Origin of the sequence: Reinekea marina (assembly GCF_030409715.1) — a bacterium.
Taxonomy (GTDB): Bacteria; Pseudomonadota; Gammaproteobacteria; order Pseudomonadales; family Natronospirillaceae; genus Reinekea; species Reinekea marina.
In genome coordinates, this window is record NZ_JAUFQI010000001.1 from 3,214,971 (window position 1) to 3,241,328 (window position 26,358).

A 26,358-nucleotide genomic window follows, 5' to 3' on the forward strand; every position below is an offset into this window, starting at 1 on the left:
CTAGCCGCTAGTTTGCAGAAAAAATCAAACAAAGCGATCCCAAATCGGCGGCGCACCATAGTAATTATTAATAAAATCAATAAATTTACGCAACTTACTTGCCAGCAGTTTTCGATGCGGATAAACCACGTAAAGCCCTAACGGTTGTGGTTGATAATCTTTTAAAAACACCTTGAGTTTCCCATTTTTTATGGCCTCGGCAACCATAAAGGTTGGTTGCAATGCATAGCCATCCCCTGCAATGGCAGCATCCACCAATACATCGCCAATGTTAGCCGAAAAAATAGAACCGCTCTCTTTACTGGCTTTGTTTAACGCTGCCATAAGGGCCGTTGACGAAGCGTAATGCTCCATATAGCTATAACGTAAATAGTGTTTAGGATTCAACTCGTTAGGGTGGTTAGGCTCGCCTTCCTTTGCCAAATAACTTGGCGATGCACACATCACTAAGTTAATAGGCGCAATTTTTTTAGCCACCAAAGACGAGTCTTTTAAATGGCCAATACGCAACGCTAAATCATATCCCTCCTCAACTAAGTCTACTTTACGATCACTGACTTGAATGTCGATACCCACCAAAGGGTTTTGCAGCTTAAACTCCCTGACTAAGGGTGTTAAATAGCGCGTAGCAAAAGAAACAGGAGCGCTTATGCGCAATAACCCTTGAGCTTGATCCACAAGCATTCCAAGGCTGCCTTCCATATCATTCAAACGCTCTAATATTTCTAGGGCTAAGGGCACGCATTGTTGCCCCGCCTCTGTTAGGTGAACTTTGCGAGTTGTTCGATTAAATAAGCGAGCCCCTAAGTGGCTTTCTAATTGAGCAACTTGCTTACTCACCATTTGATTGGACGTATTTAGCTTGTCTGCAGCTTTGGTAAAGCTGCCTTCGTTCACCACGGCAATAAAGGCATGCATTGCATCAATTTTATCCATTTTTAGTTTTCTCTCAGTCATTACCAACTATTTGTTGGTAGTTAATCAACTTTCAGCCTATTTATCTACATTTAAAACAACAGTAATCTACCGCTCAACGTAAACAACGGTTCGCAAGAGCCTGATTTATCACTAAATTTTGGAGAACACAGATGAACAAACAAACATTAATTGCATTAATTGATACAAAGGCCGGTTTAGCCGCCACGTTTTTACGCATCCCTATCGGTATTATCTTGGCCGTACATGGCGCGCAAAAACTGTTTGCTTGGTTTGGTGGCTACGGTTTAGACGGCACCGGCCAATGGATGGCAAGCATTGGCTTGGCACCGGGATACTTGATGGCACTTTTAGCGGGCAGCGCGGAGTTTTTTGGCGGAATTGCCCTTATTGTAGGCTTGTTAACACGCCCAGCAGCTTTAGTAGGCGCATTCACAATGGTCATTGCTATATTCTGGGTTCACTTTAGCAACGGTTTCTTACTAACAAGTAACGGCTACGAATATGCACTGGCTCTCTTAGCCGCAACAGCAGCGCTTACCGTTCAAGGCGCAGGAGCTTTATCGCTCGATAAGTTAATCAGCGATAAATTGAAATAACCATTTAACATCGAAGTCGGCCAAGTGGCTGACTTCATATTTTATGCGGAGGCACTATGCTAGCTAACCAGAACATCATGTATATTGCGCACGGTGGTGGTCCAATGCCTCTCTTAGGTGACCCTTCTCATAAAGAGTTGAATAGCCAATTAATTAATATGGCCTGCAGTATCAAAAAACCCAGCGCTATATTGGTCGTCAGCGCACACTGGGAAGCAAACAAAGCTACGATCACTTCAGCGGCTCATCCACCCTTACTTTACGACTACAGCGGATTTCCAGAGGCGGCCTACTCATTAACTTATCCCGCTCCGGGCGAACCCGCGTTAGCCAAAATCATTTTTGATGCTTTGCAAAAAGCAGGTATAGATGCAGAGCTGGATGAAAACCGAGGCTTTGATCACGGTGTTTTTGTTCCACTGACGTTAATGTATCCAAAGGCTGACATCCCAGTCGTGCAGCTTTCATTACTGAAGACCTTAGATGCACAACAACACTTAAAAATGGGTGAAGCCCTGCAGCGCTTGCCGTGGAAAGATCTACTTATCGTTGGCTCAGGGTTTTCCTTTCATAATATGCAAGCGTTTTTCAACCCGGCACTAGACCCCGACAGCCAAAAAAATATTGCGTTTGATGAGTGGTTAATCGAATCCGTTCAACATATCAATACCAACACTGGACAAGCGCGACTGGCGAACTGGGACCAAGCGCCACACGCTCGTTTTTGCCACCCTAGAGAAGAGCACCTGCTGCCATTGCATGTTTGCTACGGTATCGCAGGTCGTGCCAGCAGCCAACATACGTCAGTATCGGTATTAAATACGCGTGCTTCTATGTTTCAATGGTAACCGGCAGTGAAAGTGATAACCCATCTTAAAAGTCATTAAAGTGCGCCTTCACATAACCATTTTTTATAAATGCTCCCCTTGAAAATTTACGACTCAACCCTAGTTTCACCTTGTGACAGGTTCGTCTATTAAGAGGGTCTGTCATCATTAATTGTTTTTATTCTATTTTGCTTCTTTATGGAGGATATATTATGAATGCAGTTGATTTAACACCCCTTTACCGCAGTACTATTGGCTTTGATCGATTGGCATCGATCCTTGATCATGCACTTTCAACCGAGCCTACTACCAACGGCTATCCGCCCTACAATATCGAATCGAATAACGAGAACAGTTACGCGATATCGTTAGCGGTTGCAGGGTTTTCTGAAGACGAAATCGATATTCAGGTTGAAAAAAGCGTGTTGATTATTAAAGGTGAAAAAAGCAACAGCGAAGAGAAGAAATACCTTTACCAAGGTATAGCGAATCGCACCTTTGAACGCAAATTCAGCCTAGCCGATTATGTTGAAGTAACAGGAGCAGAAATGGCGAATGGTTTACTTCGAATCAATCTTGTTAAAGAGATTCCAGAAGCCATGAAACCAAAAACCATTGTCATAAACCGTAGCGACAACGTTTTGGAGCATGACACCAAAACTAAATCGCACAGTAAGGCGGATAAAGCCGCTTAAACGTGTCAGGGCGCATTCTGTGCGCCCTCTTTTTTTTCGTAGACATTAATCTACGACCAACATTCATAAGCACCTGTCTAAATTTGATTTTTCCCAAGTATAGAACCTATGGGATAATGATCATAAGCGAGCCATCTCTCAAAAAAACAGAGAGGGCTGCCCCACATCGACCCACAAATAAGGAAAAACCATGTCTATTAAGCGCTTTGAAACCAAGCAACGTATGAGCCGTGCCGTTATTCACAATAATACCGTCTACTTATGCGGCCAGGTAGCGGCCGATGCCAGTGCAGACATTACTGGCCAAACCGAGACTACTTTGGCGAAGATTGATGATCTGTTAGCTTCGGTTGGCTCAGACAAAACTAAGTTGTTATCTGTCACTATATACGTAAGCTCAATGGAGCACTTTCAAGGCATGAACGCTGTTTGGGATGCATGGGTACCCGAAGGTTTAGCCCCTGCCCGTGCTTGCGTCGAAGCAAAGATGGCCCGCCCAGAGTTGTTGGTTGAAATGAGCGTCATTGCAGCGGTCTAATTAGGCTGCGACTAGGGGCTGCCGCCCCTTTTCATCCCCCCATATAGAAAAACCCTTTTCCTCCTAAAGTAAACACTTGTTTTCCCAGAAATGGTCTATGCTTTAACCACTGTATGAAAATTGGAGTGGTCATGAGCGATATCAGTGGGCTTAGTTTGCAGCGATTGCTAGAAAATGCCTACATTGGTGTTGTTATCCACAAATGGGACACCGAAATTGTGTACGCCAATTCAACGGCAACGCGCCTGCTTGAACTAGATACCGAATCCTTTATTGGCAAAGACTCATGGGACCCACAATGGTATTTTGTTGATGAAGATGGCAAGCGGTTAATGGTTGAACAATACCCCGTCAATAAAGTTAAGCGTACAAACCAAGATTTAAAAGACGACATCATAGGGCTACAGCAGGAAGACTCTGAGCAGATTCGTTGGTTTAAAGTTAACGCTTATAAAGAAGGCCAAGGTAATTCTGAAAGCCAATTTATAGTAGTAACTTTCAACGATATTTCAGACGCTAAAAACTTATTCTCTTACCAAGATATTCTAGAAAACACCCAAGATGCAGTCATCGTAACCGACGCAAGTGAGATAGCTTACCCTCTCGGACCAAAAATCATTTACGTAAATGACGCCTTTGAGAAGCTCACAGGATACAGTGCAAGTGAGGCCATTGGCGAGACACCCAGAATCTTACAAGGTGAATTAACCAGCAAAGAGTCTAAAGACAGAATTCGAACAGCCTTAGAAAACAAAGAAGCCGTAACGGAGACATTGCTGAATTACGATAAATCAGGCCGCCCTTATTGGGTTGAAATGAGTATTATTCCTCTGATAAGTGGGTACGGGGAAGTAACCCACTTTGCTGCGATTGAGCGTGATGTTTCTGAACGGAAATTTTTAATAGAACAACTTAAGCGTAAGAATGAAGATTTGAAAGCTATAAAAAAAGATCTATTGAAACTGGTCGAAAGACGTTCTTTTGAGTTACAAAGGACCAAAGAAAAATTAGAGCTCATTGCCTACATCGACCCTCTGACAAATATTCCTAACCGGCGAAATTTTTTAGACCAAACGCAAATGCTAATCGCCACGTGCCAACGCCAAAAGTTATTTTTTGCCATGGGGATGATAGATCTAGACGATTTTAAGAAAGTCAACGATACCTACGGCCACGCAATTGGCGATGCAGTATTATCTGACTTCGCAGCGCGTTTGAAAAAATTATTTCGCTCCAGTGATGTCTATTGCCGATACGGTGGTGAAGAGTTTGCTTTTGCTGTGGGGCTTATCAGTAAAGAAGGTGCAAACCACGTAGGTAAACGCTTAGCCTCTCAAAAAGATAAATTCCATGTAACCGTTTCAAATAAACAAGAAAAACCCGAAAAAATCATCTACTCTGTCAGTGTTGGCATAGCAATTTATGACGGAGCGGAACTGCCCGATAAAGACCTACTTTTAAATGAGGCCGATGCAGCGCTTTACCAAGCCAAAGCAGCCGGTAAAAATTGCTTTAAGATACATAACGTAAAATAGAGGCCTGCTATGATTGCACCTAATTATCCAGAAAACGAAGCCGAACGCTTACATGCGCTTAAAACGCTTGAGATTTTAGACACAACCCACGAAGAACGGTTCGACCGCATCACTAGAATGGCAAAGCGAATGTTCGGTGTTTCTATTTCACTCGTTAGCCTAGTTGATGAAAACAGACAATGGTTCAAATCTAAACAAGGATTAGATGCTACTGAAACGCCTAGAGACATTTCATTTTGTGGTCATGCCATTAACGGCGATGAAATATTCATTGTCCCCAATGCCATCGAAGATGAGCGGTTTCACGATAATCCGTTAGTGACTGAAAACCCCAATATTCGTTTTTATGCGGGTTACCCGTTAAAACTAAGGTTAGGTATAAACATTGGTACCTTATGTATCATAGATGACAAGCCGCGCGAAATGGATGAAGAAGATAAACAGCTGCTTAGAGATTTAGGGGCCATGATCGAGCAAGAAGTACGCTCCATTCAAATGGCCACCCTCGATGAACTCACTCTAATTTCAAACAGGCGCGGTTTTTTATCGCTCGCTGAGCACACGCGGAAATTTGCCAGCCGTAAAGAGATGTCTCTCACCACCATTTTATTTGATTTAAATAAATTTAAAGCCATTAATGATACTTATGGCCATCACGAAGGTGACTATGTGCTTAAAAAATTTGCGCAAGTACTTTTAGATACCATCCGAGAATGCGATGTAGCTGGCCGTTGGGGTGGAGATGAATTTGTAGCTCTCATCACAGACTCCAACGATCAAAAAGTAAAAGCCGTTCTAGAACGCCTAAAAAGAAATATCGACATCTTAAACAAAGCCAATGATAAGCCATTCAACATTGAATACAGCGCCGGTGTGGCTCACTTTAACCACTACAGCGAGTTACCAATGGAAGCCATGATAGAACAAGCCGATGCCGAAATGTACAAGCAAAAGCGAGGGGCTCGAAATGGCTAGTGCTCTATTAATTATTGATATGCAAAATGCATTTATAGAAGAGTACACGCAAACGGACGATGTAAAAACAGCTTGCGAAGTCATAAACTATTGTAGCCAGTTGATGCGCTCGGCAAAGCAACCCGTCATACATATCCGTGACGTAAGCGAAGCAGATGAACTTAACGAGCAAGAGTTAAAGATAATTAGCGATATAACGGTAGACCCTTCTGATTTACACATAGAAAAGCACTACTCAAATGGATTCTTCAAAACTAACCTGAAGGAAACGTTACAAAGCCTAAATGTTAATTTTGTAATCCTTTGCGGCCAAGCTGCGGAACAATGCGTGGTGTTTACGTATAACGGTGCCAACGAAGCCGGCTTTTCGGCGACCGTGTTGCAAGAAGGCGTAATCAGCCCGAAACCAAATAGGGCTGAAATGTTAATGCAAGACCGCAATGTTATTTCTCATGCGGCTATTCGTGCATTGGTACGATAGCCACTTTTGTTTAGGCTAGCCTGTTATTATCTATAGCCTATTCTCCACCCACGCCATGCTTACCTCGGGCAACAAACAGGCTCGCAATACCTCCATCCGGTTCAACCACAATGACTTCCTCTATTAGAAAGGCGCTTTTAGCGAATCAGCAAGACTGTTCTACACAAAAAGTTGAGCACTACGCCTCAATCATTCAAATATTAAATACACCTGCAGTTGTTTTTGACTATAGCCAAATCATTGTCTACTCCAACTCTCAATAATAAGTGCAGCTTAATTAAACTACAAGGACTCATCCCTGATAGATTTTTGGTAATTTACCTCTGCTATCAATTGCTGTATCGCTAAGCTATTTTCTGTATCCCGCTTTAAAAGCTCATTCAACTCTGCTAATGCATCATTATATCGTCGATACGCCATAAAAATTCTAACTCTTAAGTACAACGGTTCGGTTACCTGTTTATCCAGTAATGCCTCGGCATAAGCAAACTTTGCAGCATCAAAATAGTTTTTCTGCTCAACAGCTATGTACCTTAAGTTACCGTACAAACCAGAACTTCCTGGATTGCGTTCAAGAGACTCTGTAATATATTGCTGCGCTAATTCTAACTCACCAAAACGAAACGCCGTGGAAATTTGGGAGCTTACAATTGCTGGGTGAGAGTAAACCTCAATGGCTTCTTGATACTTTTCTCGGGCTTTCTCATGCAATCCTCGTTGCGATAGTTTCCACCCTTCATAATCTATATACAGTGCCTCTAACACTATTAAATCTTGGTTTATTGCGTAGCGAGATTTAGTATCTTCAATGAGCCACTTTAATATATCTTCACTTCCATGCCATTTTGGTAGTGAATAGTGAAAAAAAGAAAAATGCGTTTCTACCGAACCAGGCTGATATTCTAAAGATTCGCGAAAAATAGGAATAGCCAAATAGGCTTCTGATGTTCCAATACCCTTGTAAATATCGATTGTTTTTGCCCATACCAATGGCAGCATTGGATCAATTTCTCTGGCTTTATCAATATAGTCCTTCGCTAGCTTCATTTTTTCCTTAAAAATTTGAAAATCATCCTCCACTACGTTCATGGAAAAGCCAGACCCTCTGAAATCCCACGCAAGATCCCTATTCGACATAGCCAGCAATAGGTAACCAACAGCTGAATCCGGGTACTGAGAGACTAATTTTTCTAATTTCACTATTTGATTCGGGTCATTTAGCAGAATTTGTGAATAGAGCGCCTTAATTGTGGACTCTTCTAGTTCTCCATTCCGATATTTTTCAAACAATCCCTCCAAAGTAGTAAGTAGCAACTGATATTTTTCATCTCTGAGCATGCTATACAAAGTAGTATTTATTGGGAGATTGAATTCCGATAAGGGCATTTCAATTAGCTGCTTAAATTGAGCATCACTTCCTTGTTCACGGCTATCCGAGAATCCTGTTAAACAAAAGACAACGCCTGTTAACGTTCGAGTTACTAAAGCGGCCTTAGTTGCTGATGATTTAGAAGCGCTTCGAGTAGGTGATAAAAAAGACACAGGATCAGTTGGTACTCCTAGCCAATCTGGGTTTCGACAAAGATCCTGCGCACTCTCTCGCCATGCCTGAACAGATCCATCATTGTCACCACCCAGAGCGGTTAGGTTTAAACGGTATGTTCGGACTCCTAACTCTTCGACCTGTGTACTTACACTAGAAGGAACTCCATTAGCAAAAGAAAAATTCATTGTTCCTAACAATGAGATTGCGACTACAAACTTAAAAATAGTAGGATTCACTTTTCACCTCCTAACAAATAGCTTGCAGTTTTTCCATCTTCGTACTCAGTACCACTGATCATTAATCGCATCTGTTCTTTTTCTTGTTCGTTTACTGGCAAAAGTGATTCATCATTCATTAGTACTCGTAACGCATAAACCTGATATTCAACTGATCCTTCTATCAAATACAGCTGTTCCCAAACCTCATCTCGAGTAACTGTCTTTGGTCTGTATCTAGCTAAGTACATAAAAAAACGTTGATCTCGCTTAAATAGTTTGCTTGAGTACATTGTACGCCACCAACTTTCTTTATCATTTTTTACAGCGTGATATTTCAATAAATACTGTAAAGACTTCGGAGACTTTGGCTCGTTTTCCTCTATAAGACTTTTTGCTTTTTGAAAATCTTTAGGAAAGACTTCAACAAAATTCACTGCCAACCTAAAAGTACTTTCCTCTAAACATATATTTTGTCTTTCACAATGAAGCAGATGCAGTCGTTCTTTAAATGGATCAGCCTTAACTATTGCATTGTCCATATAATATAACTCGCTGTACGCTTCATTCACTAAAATTTTTATCTTAGAATTATTATGATCTAGAAGTTGATCATAAATACGGATTACGTGAGATAACATTTCCTTATCATTTATTGCCATACGTTCAAATCGGTTTGCAGCGTAGAATATTTTTAGGGCCTCCACATCGGGTAGCTCGCTTGCATTTTCGACAGCATTTATTGCGTTATAAAGCTTATCTCTATAGGGAGAGCCAATTGATTCTTTTAACAAACTAAACAATTTGTCTAATTCTATTCTTGATCTAAAGTCACCGGCGAGTAATGCTTTTTGATAAAAGTAATCGGCTAAATCCAGACGATTCAAAGATTTTCCATACCCAGCTAACTCCCGATAGAATGAGCCAGAATAGTTTTTATCGGCATTCATCAATTTTTCTAGAATGGCTAGGCCTCGTTGCTCATTTAACATGCCATAACTAGTACTTAAATATAGTCGTGCTAAATAGGAGTACCCGTGGTGATCACTGCGCTCTAATAAACTAACCGCCAGTTTTTGATTTTTTATTTTAAACTTATTCAAATGAGCAATGGAGCCTAGCCAATAGTAGTATTCCGGGTTTACTTCACCTTTATTACTTTCTAATGCCGCTTGCGCATAGCGTTCGAATTTTTCAACACTAAACTGGCCATCGTGAACATCTGAACTATGAACCAAAGCAAGTGCTACGTTTTCAATTGATTTATTGCTGGTTTTTGGAAGTAATTTAGAAAACTCACGATAAGCTACTGTTTTTTGCTGGTCATGCCCTCTATAAAGTCGCCCCAAATAATGATGTATTTTTGCCTGACTGTCGGTTTCATTGCCTATCAAAGCTCGAAAAGCCCACTTTAAATCTTCATCATCAATAAAAGAATCACGTGACTCAATAAGATTTAGCAACCTAAGTCTTTGAGAATCTGTTGCTGTATAAAGTGAAGCCCAAAGCCATTGTTGTGCAATTTCAACATCTTTATCAAAGTACGTACCTTTTAAGTAGGAATCCGCTAACGTATATACTAATTTTTTCTGCGTTTTTTGAGTTAATGCTTTGTTAATAAATTCAGGAAGCTTATCTAATTCTTTAGAATCAAACTCATCTTGATGTTCCATTAACAGCGATATCATTTGGTAAGCTGCCTTGTGAGAACCCATTAGCGATGCTCTTTGGAGTGCATCGAATGACAGCTGCTTCGTTCCCTCTTCACTTCGATATAAGTAAAAAACACCTAGAACTCGTGCTGAATCTTCATCATATTTTGATAACTCACTAAGTGCAGCAACGCCTGGGTTATCTTTCAACGAAAGTGAACTATCAATATAGAGCGACTCTCGTGCCCATTCTCGAGCGCAATCGATCCGACCGGTCATTGCGCATTCTTTATAATACGTCAATTCGTTTTCATCGCCTTTTCTAGGTAGATCATTGAATTCGTAGACCTGCGCTAAATATTTGGCGCATCGATTCCCTCCTAATTTGAGGCCCTCTTGATAGAGCTCAACAGCGCGTTTAACATCAATTGCCATTCCATCGCCAAGTTGGGCCATCTTCCCCAACTCGCATAGCGCATTCGCGTCACCAGCTTTCTCTGCTTGTTTTAAATAGGCTTCGGCTTGCTGAACATTCTTTGGCCATACGTAGCCTATTCTTAGCCAAGCGCCCATCTCTGTCATGGCGGGTGCAAAACCTAAAACTATTGCTTGGTTTAGCCACAGGTAGGCTTGCTGGTCGTTAGGCTGGCCCGCACACTTTCTACAAGCGTATAATCCAGCCACTTTGACCATTGCATCTAGAACTCCTAGCTCTGAGGCCTTTATTAAATAAGGAAGCCCATCTCTGCTATAGATAGAATTATTTTCGTAGCTACGCAAATAGCCTGCGAGGTACCAGGCTAAATCATGGTCATATTCTAAAAGTGGGTCTAATAACTTTAAGTTTTCATTAAAATTAGGCTCTGAGGAGTGGTTCAAATTTAGCTTTTGCCAAGCATCCAATGCCATAGCATCGGCCACGCCATTTTTTAAAGCGACTTCATACTCTGTTCCAAAACGTTCACGAAGGCTTTCAATTCGGATTCGTACATTTATGTCTCCGAACATCGGCATCAAGTGGATTTCGGTATATTTTGCACAAAAAACATCAGTGGCTGAGCACAATTCAGCGGCTTTAACGGCATCTACAGTGCGACCTGCCAAAAAATGGTCAACTACATTCTGCCAATGCATAGTGCGCTTTGTCTCTGCTGCAGCCATAGCTATACAGCTTGCTAGTAAAATAAAGACTGCAGCCAGAAACCTTAACCCTTGGCTCTTCATTTGAAACCCTCTTGTTATTTTGACAACCTAAATTAGACTATTTAAAGATAGACGTAATTCAAGGCAGCCTCAAGGGCTTATTTAAAAATGGGTTCTCGATTCTTATAATTTTTCAACAGAACTATGCACAACAGTTCTATTCCTGCCTTCCTCTTTCGCCAAATAAAGAGATTCATCAGCCATGGATATAAGTTTTTCTAGTTCGACTTGAGTGGGTAATGCACTGACCACTCCTATGCTCGTAGTCACTGCTTCGCCATTTGGTATGGCGACTTGTTCAATTTTTTTGCGCAGCTCTTCAGCTAACTGCTTTGCTTGCTCTTGAGTGGTATCTGGAAGAAAAATCAGAAACTCTTCACCACCCCAACGTAATGGAATATCAGAATCTCGAACGCGATTTTTTATTTCTTTTGCGACCCGTTCAAGTACTTCATCCCCGGTGGCGTGTCCGAATTGATCATTTATCTTTTTAAACCAATCAAGATCCATCAATAAAATAGACATTGGCGTGTTATTTCGCTTTCCTAATTCCCAACTGGGTTGCACCAGTTCTATAAAAGCTCGCCGGTTATAAAGATTAGTGAGTGGATCTAACCTCGCATTACTTTCTGCGTGTTTACGAGCGTCTTGGGCGAGTTTAAAATTAAATCCTAGTGATATAGATAGCAATGACATTTCAAGCATCATGCCCACCTCTATCCCTCTAAACGCAGCCTGAGAAAACGGAATAACGCCCCAGGTTGCTAAGCTAGAAAAAGAGGCACCCCCAGTGCCCATAAGTATCGCTGGAATAAAGAATTTCGCCATAGGATCTTTGTTTTTATAGGCAAGATACCCAGTAAAAAGCATCGCAAAGGTTAACATTGATAAAATGGCCAACTGAACCAAAACAATGACCATTCGACTCCCAAACAAAAATAGCAGTACAGCTAAGGCAATTAAAGCACCATATATTCGAAGCCTACTGTCATATAAGGCCGGCAAAAAAGTACGGGTATTGAGGAAACCTATCGTGAAGACCACGGCTGAAAAAATATAGCCAAACATTAAAATGGGCATTAGCCATTGTTGAATGGCTACTGAGTCTGGCCACACTAGCCAAAAACCGTGTCCTGTATATGTGAAATTAAATGCAGTAAACGCAAATAAGTAGATTGGGTACAGTAAGTAGCGAATTTCTCTCACATAGGCGTAAAGTGTTAAATTGTAAATAAGCAGGATGAGCAAGCCACCGTACATTGCCCCATATAAATAGGCATTTTTTGCAAATTCTGATTGCATGGCTGGCTCACTGCCAATGTACATTGGAAACGCCATCGGATCTTGTGAACGAAACCGAAAGAGTACATAAGATTGTCCGGCCGGAAACTCGTATTCCACCGAAGGCATTCGGGTGCTACGTTCTCGTTGCGAAAATGGAATATTATCGCCTAGTGACACTTTTTTTTGTAAAGCATCGTTAGAAAAAAAATAAACATCCAAGGTATCTAACCAGGCATTATCGATCCTGATCACTCTAGACTCAGTCGCTTCGTTGGTATTGTTAACAGGCAACACCGCCCATATGTTTTTCCGGGTGAAGCCAAGGCTTACCTTGCCTTTTGTATTTTCAGCAAAGTGCCCTTGCTTAAAAGTTTCAAATGCGAGCTCTGCATCCAAGGTTGAATTTGCTGACGCATACAAAAATAAGCGATCATTAACTAAAGTAAGTGAATTCTCATGCGGAAACGCTTCAGTCGCTGCAATAGTAGATACCGTGCAAAGTAATACGAATATAAATTTACAAAATGCCTGAATACTGCTCATACTTTATTACTTATGCCTTATTAAATGCCCATTAACCAAATTCTAAAAAAGAATGAAGATTGCTTCCCATCTAATAACTATAACTTAATTTTAGTTGATATGAGCAAATGATAAGCAAGCCGCTCTTAAAACCGAGGAACTTCCACAAAAATACAACTAAAATCGCTTAAATTCTTAAAACTCAGTCAAGAAATGTTCTTGTAGGCAAGCAGCGCCCGCTCACGGCTTGCTTTTAAATCGACCATTGGTTTTGGGTAAGTGTCACCTAATGAGACTTGAGCCATAGCCAGAACATCTTCTGGGGCTTCCCAAGGTCGGAATAAATATTTAATCGGCAAAGCTTTTAACTCAGGCAAGTACTGTTTGATGTAGAGCCCTTTCGGGTCAAATTTTTCACTCTGCGTAACTGGGTTAAATATTCGAAAATACGGCGCGGCATCGGTACCACAACCCGCAACCCACTGCCAACTTGCGCTATTATTGGCTAAATCGGCATCTACTAGGCAATCCCAAAACCACTTCGCCCCAATACGCCAATCGACCATCAAATTTTTTACCAAGAAAGAAGCCGTGATCATTCTTACCCGATTATGCATATAACCTGTTTGCCAAAGCTCGCGCATTCCTGCATCGATAATCGGGAAGCCTGTCAGCCCTTTTTGCCAACGCCCTATTTGATCGGCTTTGTTAAGCCAAGGAAAATGATCAAACGATGGCTGAAAGTTCTGACTGGGCAGGCTAGGCCAATGAAACAGCAAGTAATATGAAAACTCACGCCAGTAGAGCTCTCGCATAAAGCCCTCTTTGCTTTGGCTTTCTGGCATGGCGCTAAGCTCTTGGCAGATCTGCCTTGGTGATACTTCGCCAAAGTGAAGATGAGGCGACAACCTACTTACAGATTGTACTGCTGGAAAATCACGATTTTCTTGATAACCTTCTAATCCGTTCTCTAAGAACGAACGTAGAATAGAGTGCGCACCCTGCTCACAGGGTTGCCAATGGCTTAGCAAGGAGGCACCCCACGGTTGGCTTGGTTGTAAAGGCAAACAATCTAACGAAGTGGATTGGGCGTCTCTGACCAGAGAGCTCGGCACCTTTGGCGCGCTAACCGCATTTAACTTCAAGCCTTTTTTGATGCATTGGCGGTGATAAGGGGAAAACACTTTATAAGGCGTTCGATCAGCTTTTAAAATGGTCCAGGGCTCATTTAATAGGGTTCCGTTGAAGCTTTTGGCATGAATGCCTAGATCACTGCACTTTTTTTTGATTTTTGTGTCGCGCGAAATACGCCAGGGTTCATAGCGGCGATTCCAGAACACATTGGTAATATTAAACCGTTGGGAAATATTTTCGATGATGGTTTCAGCATCTCCCAGGTAGAGGTTAAGCGCTCCGTTAAGCTGAGTATTTAATTGGGAAAGCGATTCATACAGCCACACTCGGCTTGCGCCACCGAGCTTGAGATTATCGCAATTCTTTTCATCTAAAATGAAAATAGGCAATACATTAACTTGAGCCAGAGCGGCGCTTAAAGCGGGGTTATCACTTAAGCGAAGATCTTGTTCAAACCACATAAGGGTGACTGACGGCTGCATTAGGTTCCTTAACGAAATTAATTACTGCTAGGGTAAGTACGGCCGTATATATAAATCAGATCTTTAAAAGCGAATTTAAACGGGAGGGTGTATGAACATTTTAATGACAGGGGGCTCCGGCTTTCTAGGCTCGGCTTTTATTAAACACTCTAATGAACACACCTTCACCATACTCACTCGTAACCCTGAAAGATCAAGAATACAGTTTCCCCAAGCAATCCACTGCATTTCATCTCTCGATTCTTTAGATAATCTCGACGAATTTGATGCAATCATAAATTTAGCGGGTGAGCCCATAATAGATAAACGTTGGACAGATAAACAAAAAGCCATCATCGCCAAAAGCCGACTATCAATAACATCACAACTGGTTACGCTAATCACCAAAAGCGCAAACCCTCCCAGTGTCATGCTCAGTGGTTCCGCCATTGGTATTTATGGCAATGGCGGAGACGAAGCGCTTACTGAACATCCCGATATTAAAAACACCAGCTTTTCAACACAGCTTTGCACCCAATGGGAAGCTGCGGCTAACCAAGCTAGCTCATACACTCGTGTTGTTAATTTAAGAACTGGGATTGTATTAAGCAATCGCCAAGGTGCATTGGCGAAAATGTTACTGCCTTTTAAATTAAACTTAGGTGGAAGGTTAGGCAATGGCGAGCAATATATGGCGTGGATACATTACCAAGATTATCTTAATGCGCTTGAGTTTTTACTAAGAAACCAAGATGTTTCAGGCCCAGTGAATATGGTGGCCCCTACACCAGAAAAAAATAAAGAGTTCACTCAAACATTAGCCAGTACATTGAACCGCATTGCACTATTTCCAGTTCCTGAATTTGTTTTAAAGCTTTTGCTAGGTGAATCTTCTTGTTTGTTATTGGATAGTCAGCGTGTGGTGCCTAGCAAGTTGAGAGAGAGTGGTTTTGAGTTTAGGTATTCAACGTTGAGCGATGCCCTTTCCAACCTACTAAATTCAGCCGAGGACTAGATCGGGTTCGAGCAAAAACGAACTGATGCATTGGCATTAGATTACTTTGTGCCTAACTTTACTCTGTTGCGGGAATGTCTTGCGTACAACCATGTACGCAACTCTTCGGGCGCCTTTGGCGGACCAAATTGCTCCTGGCAATTTGTCGACTGAATTGTCCGGAACAATTCAGCACGACCAAAGGGAGCCTATGGCAAATGCCAAGGATGGCATTTGTAACTTTCACGGAACGCATAAAGCGAACGACTCTCGTCGTTCGACCAATAAAAAACCCCATGCATTGCTGCATTAGGCTGGATTGTGGCTAACTTTGCCCTGTGGCGGGAATGTCTTGCGTACAACCATGTACGCAACCCTTCGGGCGCCTTTGGCGGACCAAATTGCTCCTGGCAATTTGTCGAACCCGGAACGCATAAAGCGAACGACTCTCGTCGTTCGACCAATAAAAAACCCCATGCATTGCTGCATGGGGTTGTTTATTGGTGGAGGCGGCGGGAATCGAACCCGCGTCCGCAAATCCGCCACTCGCGGTCCTACATGTTTAGTCACTTCTTTAATTTACCCTTGTCGTTACCGAAGGACAGGTGCGACTCGGGGAGCCAGGGATTTAGATTGTCGGCGATCGGGCCTTGGCAACCGTTACGCGTATCTTGAATGTTTGACAGTCAGTAGATCCGTTCAAGCACAGATCAGTGACCGCCGGGTAACTAAGACCCAGTTTTGAAGAATTATGCGGCTAGCGCGTAACCTTCGAAGTTGTCATCATTTGCAACTATAAGTTTGCAGCTTTCGATTAACGTGTTTCGCTACCAACACGACATGCACCTGGAGCTTAGTAATCCACGTCGAAGCCAGGTCGCCCCCTTTAAACTGGTTAAAGCTCTCTTGCGAGAGTGGCTTGGGATAATAATCACCATGTTTGAGAAATTGGGGCTTTGCCCTATTTTTCAAGGGCTTAGTATACCAGCATAAATAGGCACTGCCTATTTATGTTTGGTTAATGGGGTTAGCTGTTCACTCTGCAATCAGCTTTGGTGGCTACATTTTAAACATGGCTATTTGCTGATCGAATTGTTTAATCAGCGCATCTAGCTCTTTCGATATGCTTTGCGTTTGGGTCACTCGTGTATCGGTGTCTTCGGCTAGTGATTGAATGTCGGATATTAATGACGATATCCCCATAGCCACTTCGGTCTGCTCTTTTGAAGCGTTGGCTATTTGAATGTTCTTCTCGTTAATACCGGCCACCATGTCGGCAATTTCTTGAAGGGCGTTGCTGGCTTCGGTAATGTCTTTTTCGGTGGCTTGCGAGCTTAATTGGCCTTTATCTATGGCTACTACGGCATTATCGGCACCAGTTTTCACGTTTTCGAGTATGCGCTCGATCTCAGTGGTTGAATCTTGGGTGCGCTGCGCTAAGGTTCTTACTTCGTCGGCTACTACGGCAAAGCCTCGGCCTTGGTCGCCGGCTCGGGCGGCTTCAATGGCGGCATTTAGCGCCAGTAGGTTAGTCTGTTCGGCAATGGCTCTGATTACATCCAAAACACTGCTTACATTGGCGGCGTTTTCGGCCAGCTCTTTGATAACTTCTCCGCTTGAATTTAGATCGCTTACCAGCTGCATAGATTTACGTTTAGCGGAATCGGCTATTTGCGTGCCGAGTGACGATTTTTGCGCTGTATCCTTGGTTATATCCGAGGTTAAGCCTGAGTTATTTGAAACTTCTTCGGCGCTGTGAGTAAGCTCTTGAACCGCCGTTGCTACTTGTTCCGTTGCACTGTATTGATGCTTAGATTGTTGGGCTAATTCATTCGACATATCGGATAAATGCGCTGACGATTGCGTTAAGGCCGATGAAGTAACTTTCATGGTTTCTACATTTTTGGTTAAAAAACTTTGCAGTAACCTTGCTGTATTCGCAATGTTGCCTATTTCATCATTACTCTGGTAACGGCACCCTGTTGAAAGATCGCCCTCGCCTATGGCGGCTAAATTATCCGCTACTTCACTCAATGGGCGAATAATGACTTTGCTGACAAAATACAGGGTGACTAATGCAACCACAATAATTACAGCAATAAACGATACAAGGTTGATAACGGTATTGCGTTGTGAAGAGGATTCCAATACTGATATTTTGGCATTCACCTGTTCACCTAAGCGCTCTACTATTAAATCTAGCGCTGCCGACGGTGCACGGTCAATACCGCTTACGGAGTTATCACCCACGGCAATATCAAACCCTGATGCAATAAATTGATTACGACCTTCACTGTAGGCTGATTTCATGGCGCTGTGATCGGTCAAAAATTGTTTGGCAAGACTTTGGGCTTCGGTTCCACTTTCTAGCAACGGCAGTAATTGGTTTACTATGTCTTGAACGGTGTCGTGGCGACTATTGAAACGATCCCAGTATTTCGCCATCTGCTCTGCATCGGCACCTCGTATTAGAACATTCTTCCATTCTTGCACTTGGCGCTTAAATTCTAAATTCGCTCTCAACGCTAATTCACTGGCTAATTCATCGGTGTGCACCAGCACGTCATACTTTTCCATATCTCCATTTGCTCTACCTAATGCAATAAACGCAATAACACTGAGTGCGAAGATTGAACCATAAATAATTACCAATAGTTTTGCTTTTACGCTCGAAATAATAGCCACGTGAATCTCCAAATAATAATTAGCCTGCCAACAAGAGTATCGGCTCCTATTCTTTGGAATTTAGTGTAGATTTAGACTATGACAAGAAATTGAACAAAATAATAAAATACACTTACGAAGATGATTAGGATACATGCGCAGCGGCACTCCTGCCCTGTTCATACTGAACAGGGCAGTTTTTTTCTACATTTTGAATAACGCGACTTGCTGATCAAACTTTTTAATCAATGCGTCAAGCTCTTCTGAAATGGCTTGTGTTTGGCCAACTCGTTTGTTGGTGGCATCGGCTAAACCTTGTATGTTAGAAATTAACGAAGAAATACCCAAGGCTACATCGGTTTGCTCTTTCGATGCATTGGCTATTTGAATATTTTTTTCATTGATGTCGGCCACCATCGTTGCAATTTCTTGTAACGCGTTGCTGGCTTCGGTGATGTCTTTTTCTGTTTTTAATGAACTCTCCTGACCTTTATCCATCGCTACAACGGCATTATCGGCCCCGGTTTTTACATTATCTAAAATACGTTCAATTTCAGTAGTTGAGTCTTGAGTTCTTTGCGCTAATGTTCGTACTTCATCAGCCACTACCGCAAAGCCTCTTCCTTGCTCACCGGCCCTTGCCGCCTCAATCGCCGCATTTAATGCCAATAAGTTGGTTTGTTCTGCAATCGCTCTGATCACATCAAGCACATTGCTTACGTTTGCCGCATTCTCGGCAAGCTCTTTAATCGCTTGAGCGCTTTCATTTAAATCGGACACTAATTTCACTGACTTAGTTTTCGCCGCTTCGGCAATGTGCGTACCTTGAGCCGACTTATCGGCGGTTTCTTGGGTTTTTTCTAATGTCAGTGCAGAGTTATTAGATACCTCTTCAGCACTGTGGGCTAGCTCTTGTATGGCTGTAGCTACCTGCTCGGTTGAGCTGAATTGCTCGTTAGATTGATGCGAGAGTTCTTTCGACATAGTTGATAAGTTAGTGGAAGATTGCGTCAAGGCCAAAGAAGTGGCCTTCATTGTTTCCATATTGTTCAACAAAAACTGGTGTAATGCTCTTGCCGTATCGGCTATCTGCCCAAGCTCGTCTTTGCTTCTATACTCACAGGTTTGCTTTAAGTTCCCCTCACCTAATGCACCTAAATTAAGGGTAACTAGCTTCAGTGGCTTTACGATGTAGTTTTGTATAAACCAGATAGCACCTATGGTGACAATCACCATAACCACCACAAATGCCAGAATATCAATAATAAAGTTCTTGCGTGATGAAGCTTCTAATATGGCCACTTTTTCGACAACTTGGCGCCCTAAATGATGAACGATCATGTCGAGTGCTTTCGAGGGTCCGTCGTCTATGCCTGCCACAGTTTTATGGGCTTTCAATGCATTGTAGCCTGATGACGCAAAGCTGCTTAAGCTTTCTTCATAGGTCGCTTTCATGATCTCGTGATCAATCAGAAATTGTTCTGCAAGAGTTAACGCTTCGCTGCCTTGTGTTAATAAAGGGATCAGTTCTTTCACTTCTTGTTGAACGGTATCGTGGCGAGATAAAAACTTGTTCCAACTGGCCTCGCGTTCAGCATCTTCCGTGCCGCTAATTAAGACTTTTTTCCATTCAATCACTTGCCGCTTAAACTCTAAATCGGCTTTTAATGCCAGCTCGCTGGCGTGTTCATCAACATGAATGAGTTGATCATACTTATGAATATCGTCATTCATTCGAGCCAGCGCAATAAATGCAACCGTACTTAATGCAGCAACGGTTCCCCCTAGAATAAACAACAGCTTGGTTTTAACACTATTAAATTGCATCACCCTAAACTCCTCAATTAGATAGGCATTAGCTTTAGCCTTATCAATTTGAATCTAGACCAAGCTGTTCAAAATGCAATATTGAGGCGCTTAAATTAGTTAATTAACGCCCAAAATGAATACAATTCAACCCATAGATAGGGGGTTTTAGGGGTTTTAGGGGTTTTTTCTTACGATGAGCAGCAGCCTTGGATATAGGCTGCTTTCGGTGAGAGTAACCAATAATTATCGGTTATAGGCCTTATTTACTCGCTGTAAATCGCGACTAGAATCACGATCTTTAATGGCGGCTCGTTTATCGTGTTGCTGTTTACCTTTTACTAAGGCAATGTCGGCTTTAATTTTATTGCCTTTCCAATAAACACCTAAACAAACGGCCGTGTAACCGGTTTGCTGGGAATTGCGCTGAATCTTATCTATTTCCCGGCGATTTAACAGAAGCTTACGCGTACGAGTAGGATCGGCAATGACATGAGTAGATGCTGTATTTAAAGGCGTGATATGGGCACCAATCAAATAAGCTTCGTCGTTTTGAAAAATAACGTAGCTGTCTACCAGCTGCAGTTTTCCAGCACGCATGCTTTTAACTTCCCACCCCATAAGGGCGAGGCCAGCTTCGTATTTATCGATGATATGGTAATCATGGCGGGCTTTTCTGTTTTGAGCGATCGACCCACCGCTGGTCGATGCTTTTTTCTTTGGTTTATTCATATTGGCGATTATATCGCTTTTAGACTATTTGACCATCATCATGTGTGCAAATATCGGGTATTGTATCGGCTTTCTGGTGCATTAATCGCTTGCCATGTACTTTTATGGGTAATAAAAGAGGAATTATTGTGTTTGGTTTGTTTGTATTGTTGTTGTATTGGTTTTTAGGCAGTGCATTTGTAGCTTGGGTAGGCTGGCCAATACCGGGCAGTGTTGTCGGCTTAATGGGTTTGTGGCTAACGTTAGTTATCTACGGCGGCGTACCAAATTGGCTGAAATTGCCTTCGAATTTGTTGATTCGCTATCTAACCTTAATGTTTGTACCCGCTGGGGTAGGACTGATAGAACATTTAGGAAGGCTATACAATTTAGGCGTTGCCATGTTTGTCATTATTGCGATCAGCACTTTGCTCACGGTTCTGGCAATGGCGCTTGTGTTTAAGCTATTAGGGAAACAATCATGACGCCGGAACTCACCCTTTTATTTACACTCACCCTAACGATGGGCGTGTATTTTATTTCAGAGAAAATTTACGTCTTTTGTCGGCGCTCTCCGTTAGCGCACCCGGTGTTTTTATCAATCGCGTCACTGATAGGCTTTTTAGTATGGAGCGGCTGGGAATACGAGCAATTTAGACAAGACACGCAGTTTATTCACTTTTTACTAGGTCCTACAACAGTAGCGTTAGCCATTCCACTCTATGAACAAATGCCTTTAATCAAAAAAATGGCATTACCGTTATTGGTCGCTTGTTTTATTGGCGCGTTGGTGGCCGCCAGCAGCGCGGCTCTGATCAGTGCACTTTGGACAGGCGATTTAGTACTGAGCTTAAGTTTAATGCCAAAATCGATTACCACACCGATTGCGATGGATCTATCGCTTTTAGCTGGCGGAAGCCCTTCGCTAACAGCAGGTATTGTTTTGATAACTGGTGTAATGGGGTGTTTGATAGTGCCGATTAGCCTTCGTTGGCTAAAAATAAAAGACGATGCGACTCAAGGTTTAATCATTGGTATTACGGCGCATGGTATTGGCACCGCACAAGCGTTTGAGAAATCGGCTACTTGCGGTGCTTTTGCAGGCTTGGCTATGAGCTTAACGGGCGTCATCAGCGCATTTGTCTTGCCGGTTTCTCCATTAACAACTTGGGTTGAAAGGCTAGTCGGTGGCTAGCTTTTTCAGCATCAAACCCGCTCGCTGCCCAACCGGTACCTTTGGGTTTGGAAACACGACATACTCTTCTTCGTTTTCAACTTGATACGATTCTTCACCGTCTTTCCACACGGTAAAGCCCTTAGGGTAACCGGCAAAGTTGGCGGCGCTGTCTTCAATAAAAAACTCCCAGGCATCACTGGTTTTATCTATTTCATGGCATACAACAAATGAATCGACTGCTTTTTTAGCCTTCGCTGGAAGCGCTTCCCCGGCAATAAGTTCACGCAAGGCGTAATCTATGCCTACAAATTGTTTTAAATCGTTTTGCCCGAAAGGCTTTACTTTACCCAATTCAAGCGTGAAGCTTTCAGCATTGTATTTTAGTGATGTAAAAGAGCTAAAGGTGTTAGCCTCTTTTTGTTGCAATAAAACCGTTTGAATATCGGCTCTTGCTAAAAAGGCTTTTTGGCTTTCAGGCAATGTGCGATTAGGAACATAAGGGTAAACCGCAAATTTTTCGCGAGCACTGTCTCTTATGGCAGTGTGGCAATCGTAATGCATACGTTGAGTGACAGTCACTGGTTCTTCAGCGAAAAAATTAGCCACGTAAGCTTCAAGTTTTGCCGCACGTTTAACTTCTTTCAACGAAACATCATAGCCTTGCCAATCACCGCAAAACAGACGATTCATATTTACATCGACAAAGCGATCCGCTTCAATCATGGACCAAGGGTTGCCTAAAATAAATAAAACACGCTGACCACTTTTTTGGTCTTCCGCCAATAAATCATCAATGATTTTACTGATAATTTCGATGGGTGCGGTTTCATTGCCATGTACGGCACAAGAAATCACTAGCGATGTATCGCATGCCGTATTCGGCTCAAACTTAATGACACCCGTATCTAAAAACGTGACCTCAGTGCCTGCCGATAAAATATCGTGCTTTGGCTCGAGCGTTACATCGGCGTTAGCCATTGTGTGCTTGATTATGTCTTTATGGGGTGCAAAAAAAGATGATGTCATAACAGTGCCTGTCGGGTTCTTTATGTTTCTTGAGATTACAGCGGATCGGATAAAAAGAAAGAGCCTTAGCGGCTCTTTTTAATTGTGCTTCTAACGTGGCTGCAAATGGCCAAGCATTCGTTTTTCGAGCTGCTTAAACACACCCAAAATGCAGAACGTTAAAGCTAAATAGATGAGTGCTACAAAAATGAAAGCTTCAAACGGCGAATAGTAGCGAGCGTAGATATCGCGTGCGGCGCCTGTTAAATCAATAATTGTCACTGTCGATGCAATAGCACTAGCGTGTAACATAAAGATTACTTCGTTACTGTAAGCTGGAATTGCACGTCGGAACGCGCTCGGCAGAATGATGCGAGCCATTCGCTTGCCCCAGCCCATACCATAGGCCTTTGCGGCTTCGATTTCGCCACGCGGTGTCGCTAAAATAGCGCCACGGAAAATTTCTGTCGTATAGGCGGCGGTATTTAATGAGAACGCAATTAAACAAGGGTAAAAAGCGCGCTTGAATATTTCCCACCAAAAGGACTCTTGAATACCTTCAATTAACGTCACCCCGTAGTAAATCATGTATAGCTGTATTAGTAGCGGTGTTCCTCGAAACACATAGGTGAATACCCAAACTGGCCCGGAAATAAACTTATTTTCAGAAGCGCGCATAATCGCTAACGGCACAGCCAATACAAAACCAACGATTAACGATAGTACGACTAACTGAACGGTCTTAACTAAGCCATCACCATAGTGTGCCCAAGTTTCAGGGTTGCCAAAAATCTCTATTATTGATTCAAACATCTATTAACCCTTAATTACGCCAGCACTGAATTTAACGTTAAGCCGCTTAAACACGACATCCGAAAGCGCTGCTATCGCTAAGAACACAATGGCAACTGGGATCAAAAACTTAAAGGGTTGACCCGTTGTTTTTGCCGCCTCCGAAGCTAAACGCACCATATCAGCTAAACCAATAATGCTCACCAAGGCTGTGGTCTTAAGCAACACCTGCCAGTTGTTTGCAATGCCAGGTAAAGCATGTCGCATCATCTGCGGGAACGAAATACGCTTAAATACTTGCCAGCCGCTCATGCCATAAGCTTTTCCTGCTTCTATTTGGCCGGGATCTACCGCCAAGAAAGCGCCTCGGAACGTTTCAGTCATATAGGCGCCAAAGATGAAACCAATGGTTAGCACGCCCGATAAAAATTCATTGAATGAGAAGAAGATGTCAATGCTGCCATCGCTTAGGTCGTACAGTAAATTAAAAAATGAGTTGACCATAATTTGGCCACCATAAAACAACAGCAGCATCCAAACTAGGTCGGGCACGCCTCGAATTAAGGTCGTATAAAAAGTGGCTATTGCTCTGGGAACTGGGTTTTTGGACATTTTCGCCATGGCCCCAATGAGCCCTAACGTAAATGCTAAGATGATAGAAAGTGCCGCTAACTCAATCGTTACGACAGCCCCACCCATTATCGAAGGACCATAGCCTTCAAAATCAAACATTCCAGCCATTGAAATTCTCTCTAATTATTATGATTACACTTGGTATGCACTTGCCGCGTACTTGGCCAGCAAATACCAAGTAGAACCTGATGTTTTGAATATAAGGGCCCTAAAAGAGCCCTTATTTTAGACGTTAATGGCTAAACATGCGCTTAGCCATTGAGTATCGATTAAAGCTTGATATCGAAATCGAAGTACTTCTTCATGATGACATCGTAACGACCGTCTGCTTTGATTTTAGACAATGCTGCCGATACTTTTTCTTCTAGCTCAGCATCACGCTTACGGAATGCCGCGCCAACACCTTCACCAAAGATACGAGTAGGCTCTTTAACGTATTCGCCTGCTTGGCTAATACCAGAACCTTCACCTAGCATTTCAATACCAACGGGTGCATCAACAAACATAGCGTCTAAACGACCACCTTTAAGATCTACAACCATGTCATCGGCAGTGGTGTAACGAACAATTTCAGCATCTTTCAAGAATTCAGTAACGTAAGTATCCTGAATAGTGGCGCGCTGTGCACCAATACGCTTGCCGCTTGAGTTAGCTGGATCGAAGCCGCTGCCATCTGGAGCGAAGAAAGCTGAAGGAGTTGTGTAGTAAGGCTCAGAGAAAAGAACACGCTTAGCACGCTCTTCGTTAATAGACATAGAAGAGAAGATCATGTCGTATTTACGAGCTAACAAACCAGGAATGATGCCATCCCATGCTTGAATGACCCACTCACAATCGTTACCAGAAATTTCTTTACAAACTTCGTTACCAAGTTCAATTTCGAAACCTGTTAACGTACCGTCTGGGGCTTTAAACTCGAAAGGTGGGTAAGGTGCATCAACACCGACTCGAATAGTATCCCAGTCTTTTGCTTCAACAGCAGAAGTTAGGGCGGCAACACTGGCCAAAGCAATTAAGATCTTTTTCATTATTATGCTCCATTAAGGATTATGTTTTCGAGCCTAGAGGCTCTGTTCTAGTTGTCGTATTAAACACGAGGCGCGTATGACCTCATGCTTGGGCTCCAAAATCAATACTTTGGAGACAAAAATTGCTTCATTCGCTCAGAAGATGGGTTCTCAAACACCGATTTAGGATTACCCTGCTCTTCAATCACCCCTTCGTGCAAATAGACAACCTGATTAGAAACATCTTTTGCAAACGACATTTCGTGCGTTACAACGATCATGGTACGGCCTTCTTCAGCCAAACCACGCATCACTTTCAACACTTCGCCCACTAATTCAGGGTCTAGTGCAGACGTTGGTTCATCAAACAACATGACTTCTGGGTTCATCGCTAGGGCGCGAGCAATAGCCGCACGCTGTTGTTGCCCACCAGACATATGTGCGGGATAGTAATCTTTGCGGTCATACAAACCCACTCTATTAAGGTGCTCTTCTGCGCGCTCAATGGCTTCGGCTTTAGAGACGCCCAAAACATGAATAGGTGCTTCAATAATGTTTTCCATTACTGTCATGTGTGACCAAAGATTAAACCCCTGAAAAACCATCGACAAACGAGCACGCATAAGTTCTACCTGGCGCATATTGGCCGGCATACGCTCGCCACGTTTATCCGTCTTAAAGGCAATATTCTCACCATGTACCTGAATATCACCTGAAGTAGGAATTTCTAATAGGTTAATGCAGCGAAGAAAAGTAGATTTACCTGAACCTGATGAACCGATGAGAGAAATAACATCGCCTTTTTTGGCCTCTAAGGAAATACCTTTCAAGACCTCATGACTACCAAAACTTTTATGTACATCTTTGACAATCAGAGGGGCAACTTCTGACATTGTTATCTCCTAGAATACTTTGGTTTACATATAACATTGACCAGATTAAAGCAGGACAGCATTACTGAGTATT

The 26,358-nt window shown here is 42.6% G+C and carries 29 protein-coding genes and 1 other RNA gene; 14 read left to right on the forward strand and 16 right to left on the reverse strand.

Annotation, left to right across the window (positions count from 1 at the left end):
* Positions 1 to 24 precede the first annotated feature (24 nt).
* Entirely contained in the window at positions 25 to 936 is a 912-nt protein-coding gene (locus QWZ13_RS17650; protein ID WP_290282944.1) for a LysR family transcriptional regulator, read from the reverse strand.
* Between the two features lie 152 nt (positions 937 to 1,088).
* Between QWZ13_RS17650 and QWZ13_RS17655 the strand changes: the two genes are divergently transcribed.
* Both QWZ13_RS17655 and QWZ13_RS17660 read left to right on the forward strand, forming a co-directional pair.
* Positions 1,089 to 1,535 (forward strand): DoxX family protein, encoded by a 447-nt coding sequence (locus tag QWZ13_RS17655; protein ID WP_290282945.1) that lies wholly within the window; start codon positions 1,089 to 1,091, stop codon positions 1,533 to 1,535.
* A 56-nt stretch (positions 1,536 to 1,591) separates the two neighbouring features.
* Positions 1,592 to 2,383, forward strand: coding sequence for a DODA-type extradiol aromatic ring-opening family dioxygenase (locus tag QWZ13_RS17660; RefSeq protein ID WP_290282946.1), 792 nt, complete (start codon positions 1,592 to 1,594; stop codon positions 2,381 to 2,383).
* A 25-nt stretch (positions 2,384 to 2,408) separates the two neighbouring features.
* On the opposite strand, the gene QWZ13_RS17665 is transcribed toward QWZ13_RS17660, so the two are convergent.
* Positions 2,409 to 2,531, reverse strand: a complete 123-nt coding sequence (locus QWZ13_RS17665) for a hypothetical protein (RefSeq protein ID WP_290282947.1) — start codon at positions 2,529 to 2,531, stop codon at positions 2,409 to 2,411.
* A 43-nt stretch (positions 2,532 to 2,574) separates the two neighbouring features.
* Here QWZ13_RS17665 and QWZ13_RS17670 point away from each other — a divergent pair, with 43 nt between their 5' ends.
* The 6 genes from QWZ13_RS17670 to QWZ13_RS17695 all read left to right on the forward strand — a co-directional run bounded on the left by QWZ13_RS17670 (position 2,575) and on the right by QWZ13_RS17695 (position 6,849).
* Complete coding sequence (locus QWZ13_RS17670) at positions 2,575 to 3,057, forward strand: Hsp20 family protein (protein ID WP_290282948.1); 483 nt, start codon at positions 2,575 to 2,577, stop codon at positions 3,055 to 3,057.
* 190 nt (positions 3,058 to 3,247) lie between these two features.
* Positions 3,248 to 3,595, forward strand: a complete 348-nt coding sequence (locus QWZ13_RS17675) for a RidA family protein (protein ID WP_290282949.1) — start codon at positions 3,248 to 3,250, stop codon at positions 3,593 to 3,595.
* 131 nt (positions 3,596 to 3,726) lie between these two features.
* Entirely contained in the window at positions 3,727 to 5,130 is a 1,404-nt protein-coding gene (locus tag QWZ13_RS17680) for a diguanylate cyclase (protein ID WP_290283412.1), read from the forward strand.
* Between the two features lie 9 nt (positions 5,131 to 5,139).
* Complete coding sequence (locus tag QWZ13_RS17685; protein WP_290282950.1) at positions 5,140 to 6,105, forward strand: sensor domain-containing diguanylate cyclase; 966 nt, start codon at positions 5,140 to 5,142, stop codon at positions 6,103 to 6,105.
* Entirely contained in the window at positions 6,098 to 6,586 is a 489-nt protein-coding gene (locus tag QWZ13_RS17690) for a cysteine hydrolase family protein (protein ID WP_290282951.1), read from the forward strand. Before QWZ13_RS17685 ends, QWZ13_RS17690 begins: the two co-directional genes overlap by 8 nt.
* 110 nt (positions 6,587 to 6,696) lie before the next feature.
* Entirely contained in the window at positions 6,697 to 6,849 is a 153-nt protein-coding gene (locus QWZ13_RS17695) for a hypothetical protein (protein WP_290282952.1), read from the forward strand.
* A gap of 19 nt (positions 6,850 to 6,868) precedes the next feature.
* Here the strand turns inward: QWZ13_RS17695 and QWZ13_RS17700 are convergent, their stop codons facing one another.
* The 4 genes from QWZ13_RS17700 to QWZ13_RS17715 all read right to left on the reverse strand — a co-directional run bounded on the left by QWZ13_RS17700 (position 6,869) and on the right by QWZ13_RS17715 (position 14,624).
* Complete coding sequence (locus QWZ13_RS17700) at positions 6,869 to 8,368, reverse strand: tetratricopeptide repeat protein (RefSeq protein WP_290282953.1); 1,500 nt, start codon at positions 8,366 to 8,368, stop codon at positions 6,869 to 6,871.
* Positions 8,365 to 11,223: a tetratricopeptide repeat protein gene (locus QWZ13_RS17705; RefSeq protein WP_290282954.1), complete on the reverse strand. Its 2,859-nt coding sequence runs from the start codon at positions 11,221 to 11,223 to the stop codon at positions 8,365 to 8,367. Before QWZ13_RS17705 ends, QWZ13_RS17700 begins: the two co-directional genes overlap by 4 nt.
* A gap of 102 nt (positions 11,224 to 11,325) precedes the next feature.
* Positions 11,326 to 13,029, reverse strand: a complete 1,704-nt coding sequence (locus tag QWZ13_RS17710) for a diguanylate cyclase (RefSeq protein WP_290282955.1) — start codon at positions 13,027 to 13,029, stop codon at positions 11,326 to 11,328.
* A gap of 185 nt (positions 13,030 to 13,214) precedes the next feature.
* The gene (locus QWZ13_RS17715; RefSeq protein ID WP_290282956.1) at positions 13,215 to 14,624 is read right to left on the reverse strand and encodes a cryptochrome/photolyase family protein; all 1,410 of its coding nucleotides are present in this window, start codon (positions 14,622 to 14,624) and stop codon (positions 13,215 to 13,217) included.
* A gap of 91 nt (positions 14,625 to 14,715) precedes the next feature.
* On the opposite strand from QWZ13_RS17715, the gene QWZ13_RS17720 reads away from it, so the two are divergent.
* Genes QWZ13_RS17720 through QWZ13_RS17730 form a run of 3 tightly spaced genes read left to right on the forward strand, consistent with a single transcriptional unit; the run spans position 14,716 to position 15,910 of the window.
* Positions 14,716 to 15,618 carry a TIGR01777 family oxidoreductase gene (locus QWZ13_RS17720; RefSeq protein ID WP_290282957.1) on the forward strand — a complete coding sequence of 301 codons (903 nt, stop codon included), beginning with the start codon at positions 14,716 to 14,718 and terminating at the stop codon, positions 15,616 to 15,618.
* Between the two features lie 30 nt (positions 15,619 to 15,648).
* On the forward strand, positions 15,649 to 15,771 hold the full coding sequence (locus QWZ13_RS17725) for a hypothetical protein (protein WP_290282958.1): 123 nt from the start codon (positions 15,649 to 15,651) through the stop codon (positions 15,769 to 15,771).
* Positions 15,734 to 15,910, forward strand: coding sequence for a hypothetical protein (locus QWZ13_RS17730; protein WP_290282959.1), 177 nt, complete (start codon positions 15,734 to 15,736; stop codon positions 15,908 to 15,910). The genes QWZ13_RS17725 and QWZ13_RS17730 overlap by 38 nt, the downstream gene beginning before the upstream one ends.
* Here QWZ13_RS17730 and QWZ13_RS17735 read toward each other — a convergent pair.
* The gene (locus tag QWZ13_RS17735; protein WP_290282960.1) at positions 15,907 to 16,143 is read right to left on the reverse strand and encodes a hypothetical protein; all 237 of its coding nucleotides are present in this window, start codon (positions 16,141 to 16,143) and stop codon (positions 15,907 to 15,909) included. The genes QWZ13_RS17730 and QWZ13_RS17735 overlap by 4 nt on opposite strands.
* Positions 16,099 to 16,482: a transfer-messenger RNA gene (ssrA, locus tag QWZ13_RS17740) on the reverse strand. Before ssrA ends, QWZ13_RS17735 begins: the two co-directional genes overlap by 45 nt.
* On the opposite strand from ssrA, the gene QWZ13_RS17745 reads away from it, so the two are divergent.
* A complete protein-coding gene (locus QWZ13_RS17745) occupies positions 16,438 to 16,590 on the forward strand; it encodes a hypothetical protein (protein WP_290282961.1) in 153 nt (50 codons plus the stop codon). The two genes, ssrA and QWZ13_RS17745, sit on opposite strands and share 45 nt — an antisense overlap.
* Positions 16,591 to 16,656: 66 nt before the next feature.
* Here the strand turns inward: QWZ13_RS17745 and QWZ13_RS17750 are convergent, their stop codons facing one another.
* The 3 genes from QWZ13_RS17750 to smpB all read right to left on the reverse strand — a co-directional run bounded on the left by QWZ13_RS17750 (position 16,657) and on the right by smpB (position 20,799).
* The gene (locus tag QWZ13_RS17750; RefSeq protein WP_290282962.1) at positions 16,657 to 18,282 is read right to left on the reverse strand and encodes a methyl-accepting chemotaxis protein; all 1,626 of its coding nucleotides are present in this window, start codon (positions 18,280 to 18,282) and stop codon (positions 16,657 to 16,659) included.
* A gap of 183 nt (positions 18,283 to 18,465) precedes the next feature.
* Complete coding sequence (locus QWZ13_RS17755) at positions 18,466 to 20,088, reverse strand: methyl-accepting chemotaxis protein (RefSeq protein WP_290283413.1); 1,623 nt, start codon at positions 20,086 to 20,088, stop codon at positions 18,466 to 18,468.
* A gap of 225 nt (positions 20,089 to 20,313) precedes the next feature.
* Positions 20,314 to 20,799: an SsrA-binding protein SmpB gene (smpB, locus tag QWZ13_RS17760; RefSeq protein WP_290282964.1), complete on the reverse strand. Its 486-nt coding sequence runs from the start codon at positions 20,797 to 20,799 to the stop codon at positions 20,314 to 20,316.
* 44 nt (positions 20,800 to 20,843) lie between these two features.
* On the opposite strand from smpB, the gene QWZ13_RS17765 reads away from it, so the two are divergent.
* Positions 20,844 to 21,263, forward strand: coding sequence for a CidA/LrgA family protein (locus QWZ13_RS17765; RefSeq protein ID WP_290282965.1), 420 nt, complete (start codon positions 20,844 to 20,846; stop codon positions 21,261 to 21,263).
* Entirely contained in the window at positions 21,260 to 21,973 is a 714-nt protein-coding gene (locus tag QWZ13_RS17770; RefSeq protein WP_290282966.1) for an LrgB family protein, read from the forward strand. Before QWZ13_RS17765 ends, QWZ13_RS17770 begins: the two co-directional genes overlap by 4 nt.
* Here the strand turns inward: QWZ13_RS17770 and astE are convergent.
* The 5 genes from astE to QWZ13_RS17795 form a co-directional block, all read right to left on the reverse strand.
* A complete protein-coding gene (gene astE, locus QWZ13_RS17775) occupies positions 21,959 to 22,933 on the reverse strand; it encodes a succinylglutamate desuccinylase (protein ID WP_290282967.1) in 975 nt (324 codons plus the stop codon). The genes QWZ13_RS17770 and astE overlap by 15 nt on opposite strands.
* A gap of 138 nt (positions 22,934 to 23,071) precedes the next feature.
* Positions 23,072 to 23,773, reverse strand: a complete 702-nt coding sequence (locus tag QWZ13_RS17780; protein WP_290282968.1) for an ABC transporter permease — start codon at positions 23,771 to 23,773, stop codon at positions 23,072 to 23,074.
* Positions 23,774 to 23,776: 3 nt separating this feature from the next.
* Positions 23,777 to 24,484 (reverse strand): ABC transporter permease, encoded by a 708-nt coding sequence (locus tag QWZ13_RS17785; RefSeq protein WP_290283414.1) that lies wholly within the window; start codon positions 24,482 to 24,484, stop codon positions 23,777 to 23,779.
* A gap of 170 nt (positions 24,485 to 24,654) precedes the next feature.
* Complete coding sequence (locus QWZ13_RS17790) at positions 24,655 to 25,413, reverse strand: transporter substrate-binding domain-containing protein (protein ID WP_215999770.1); 759 nt, start codon at positions 25,411 to 25,413, stop codon at positions 24,655 to 24,657.
* A 101-nt stretch (positions 25,414 to 25,514) separates the two neighbouring features.
* Entirely contained in the window at positions 25,515 to 26,285 is a 771-nt protein-coding gene (locus QWZ13_RS17795) for an ABC transporter ATP-binding protein (RefSeq protein ID WP_215999769.1), read from the reverse strand.
* Positions 26,286 to 26,358 lie beyond the last annotated feature (73 nt).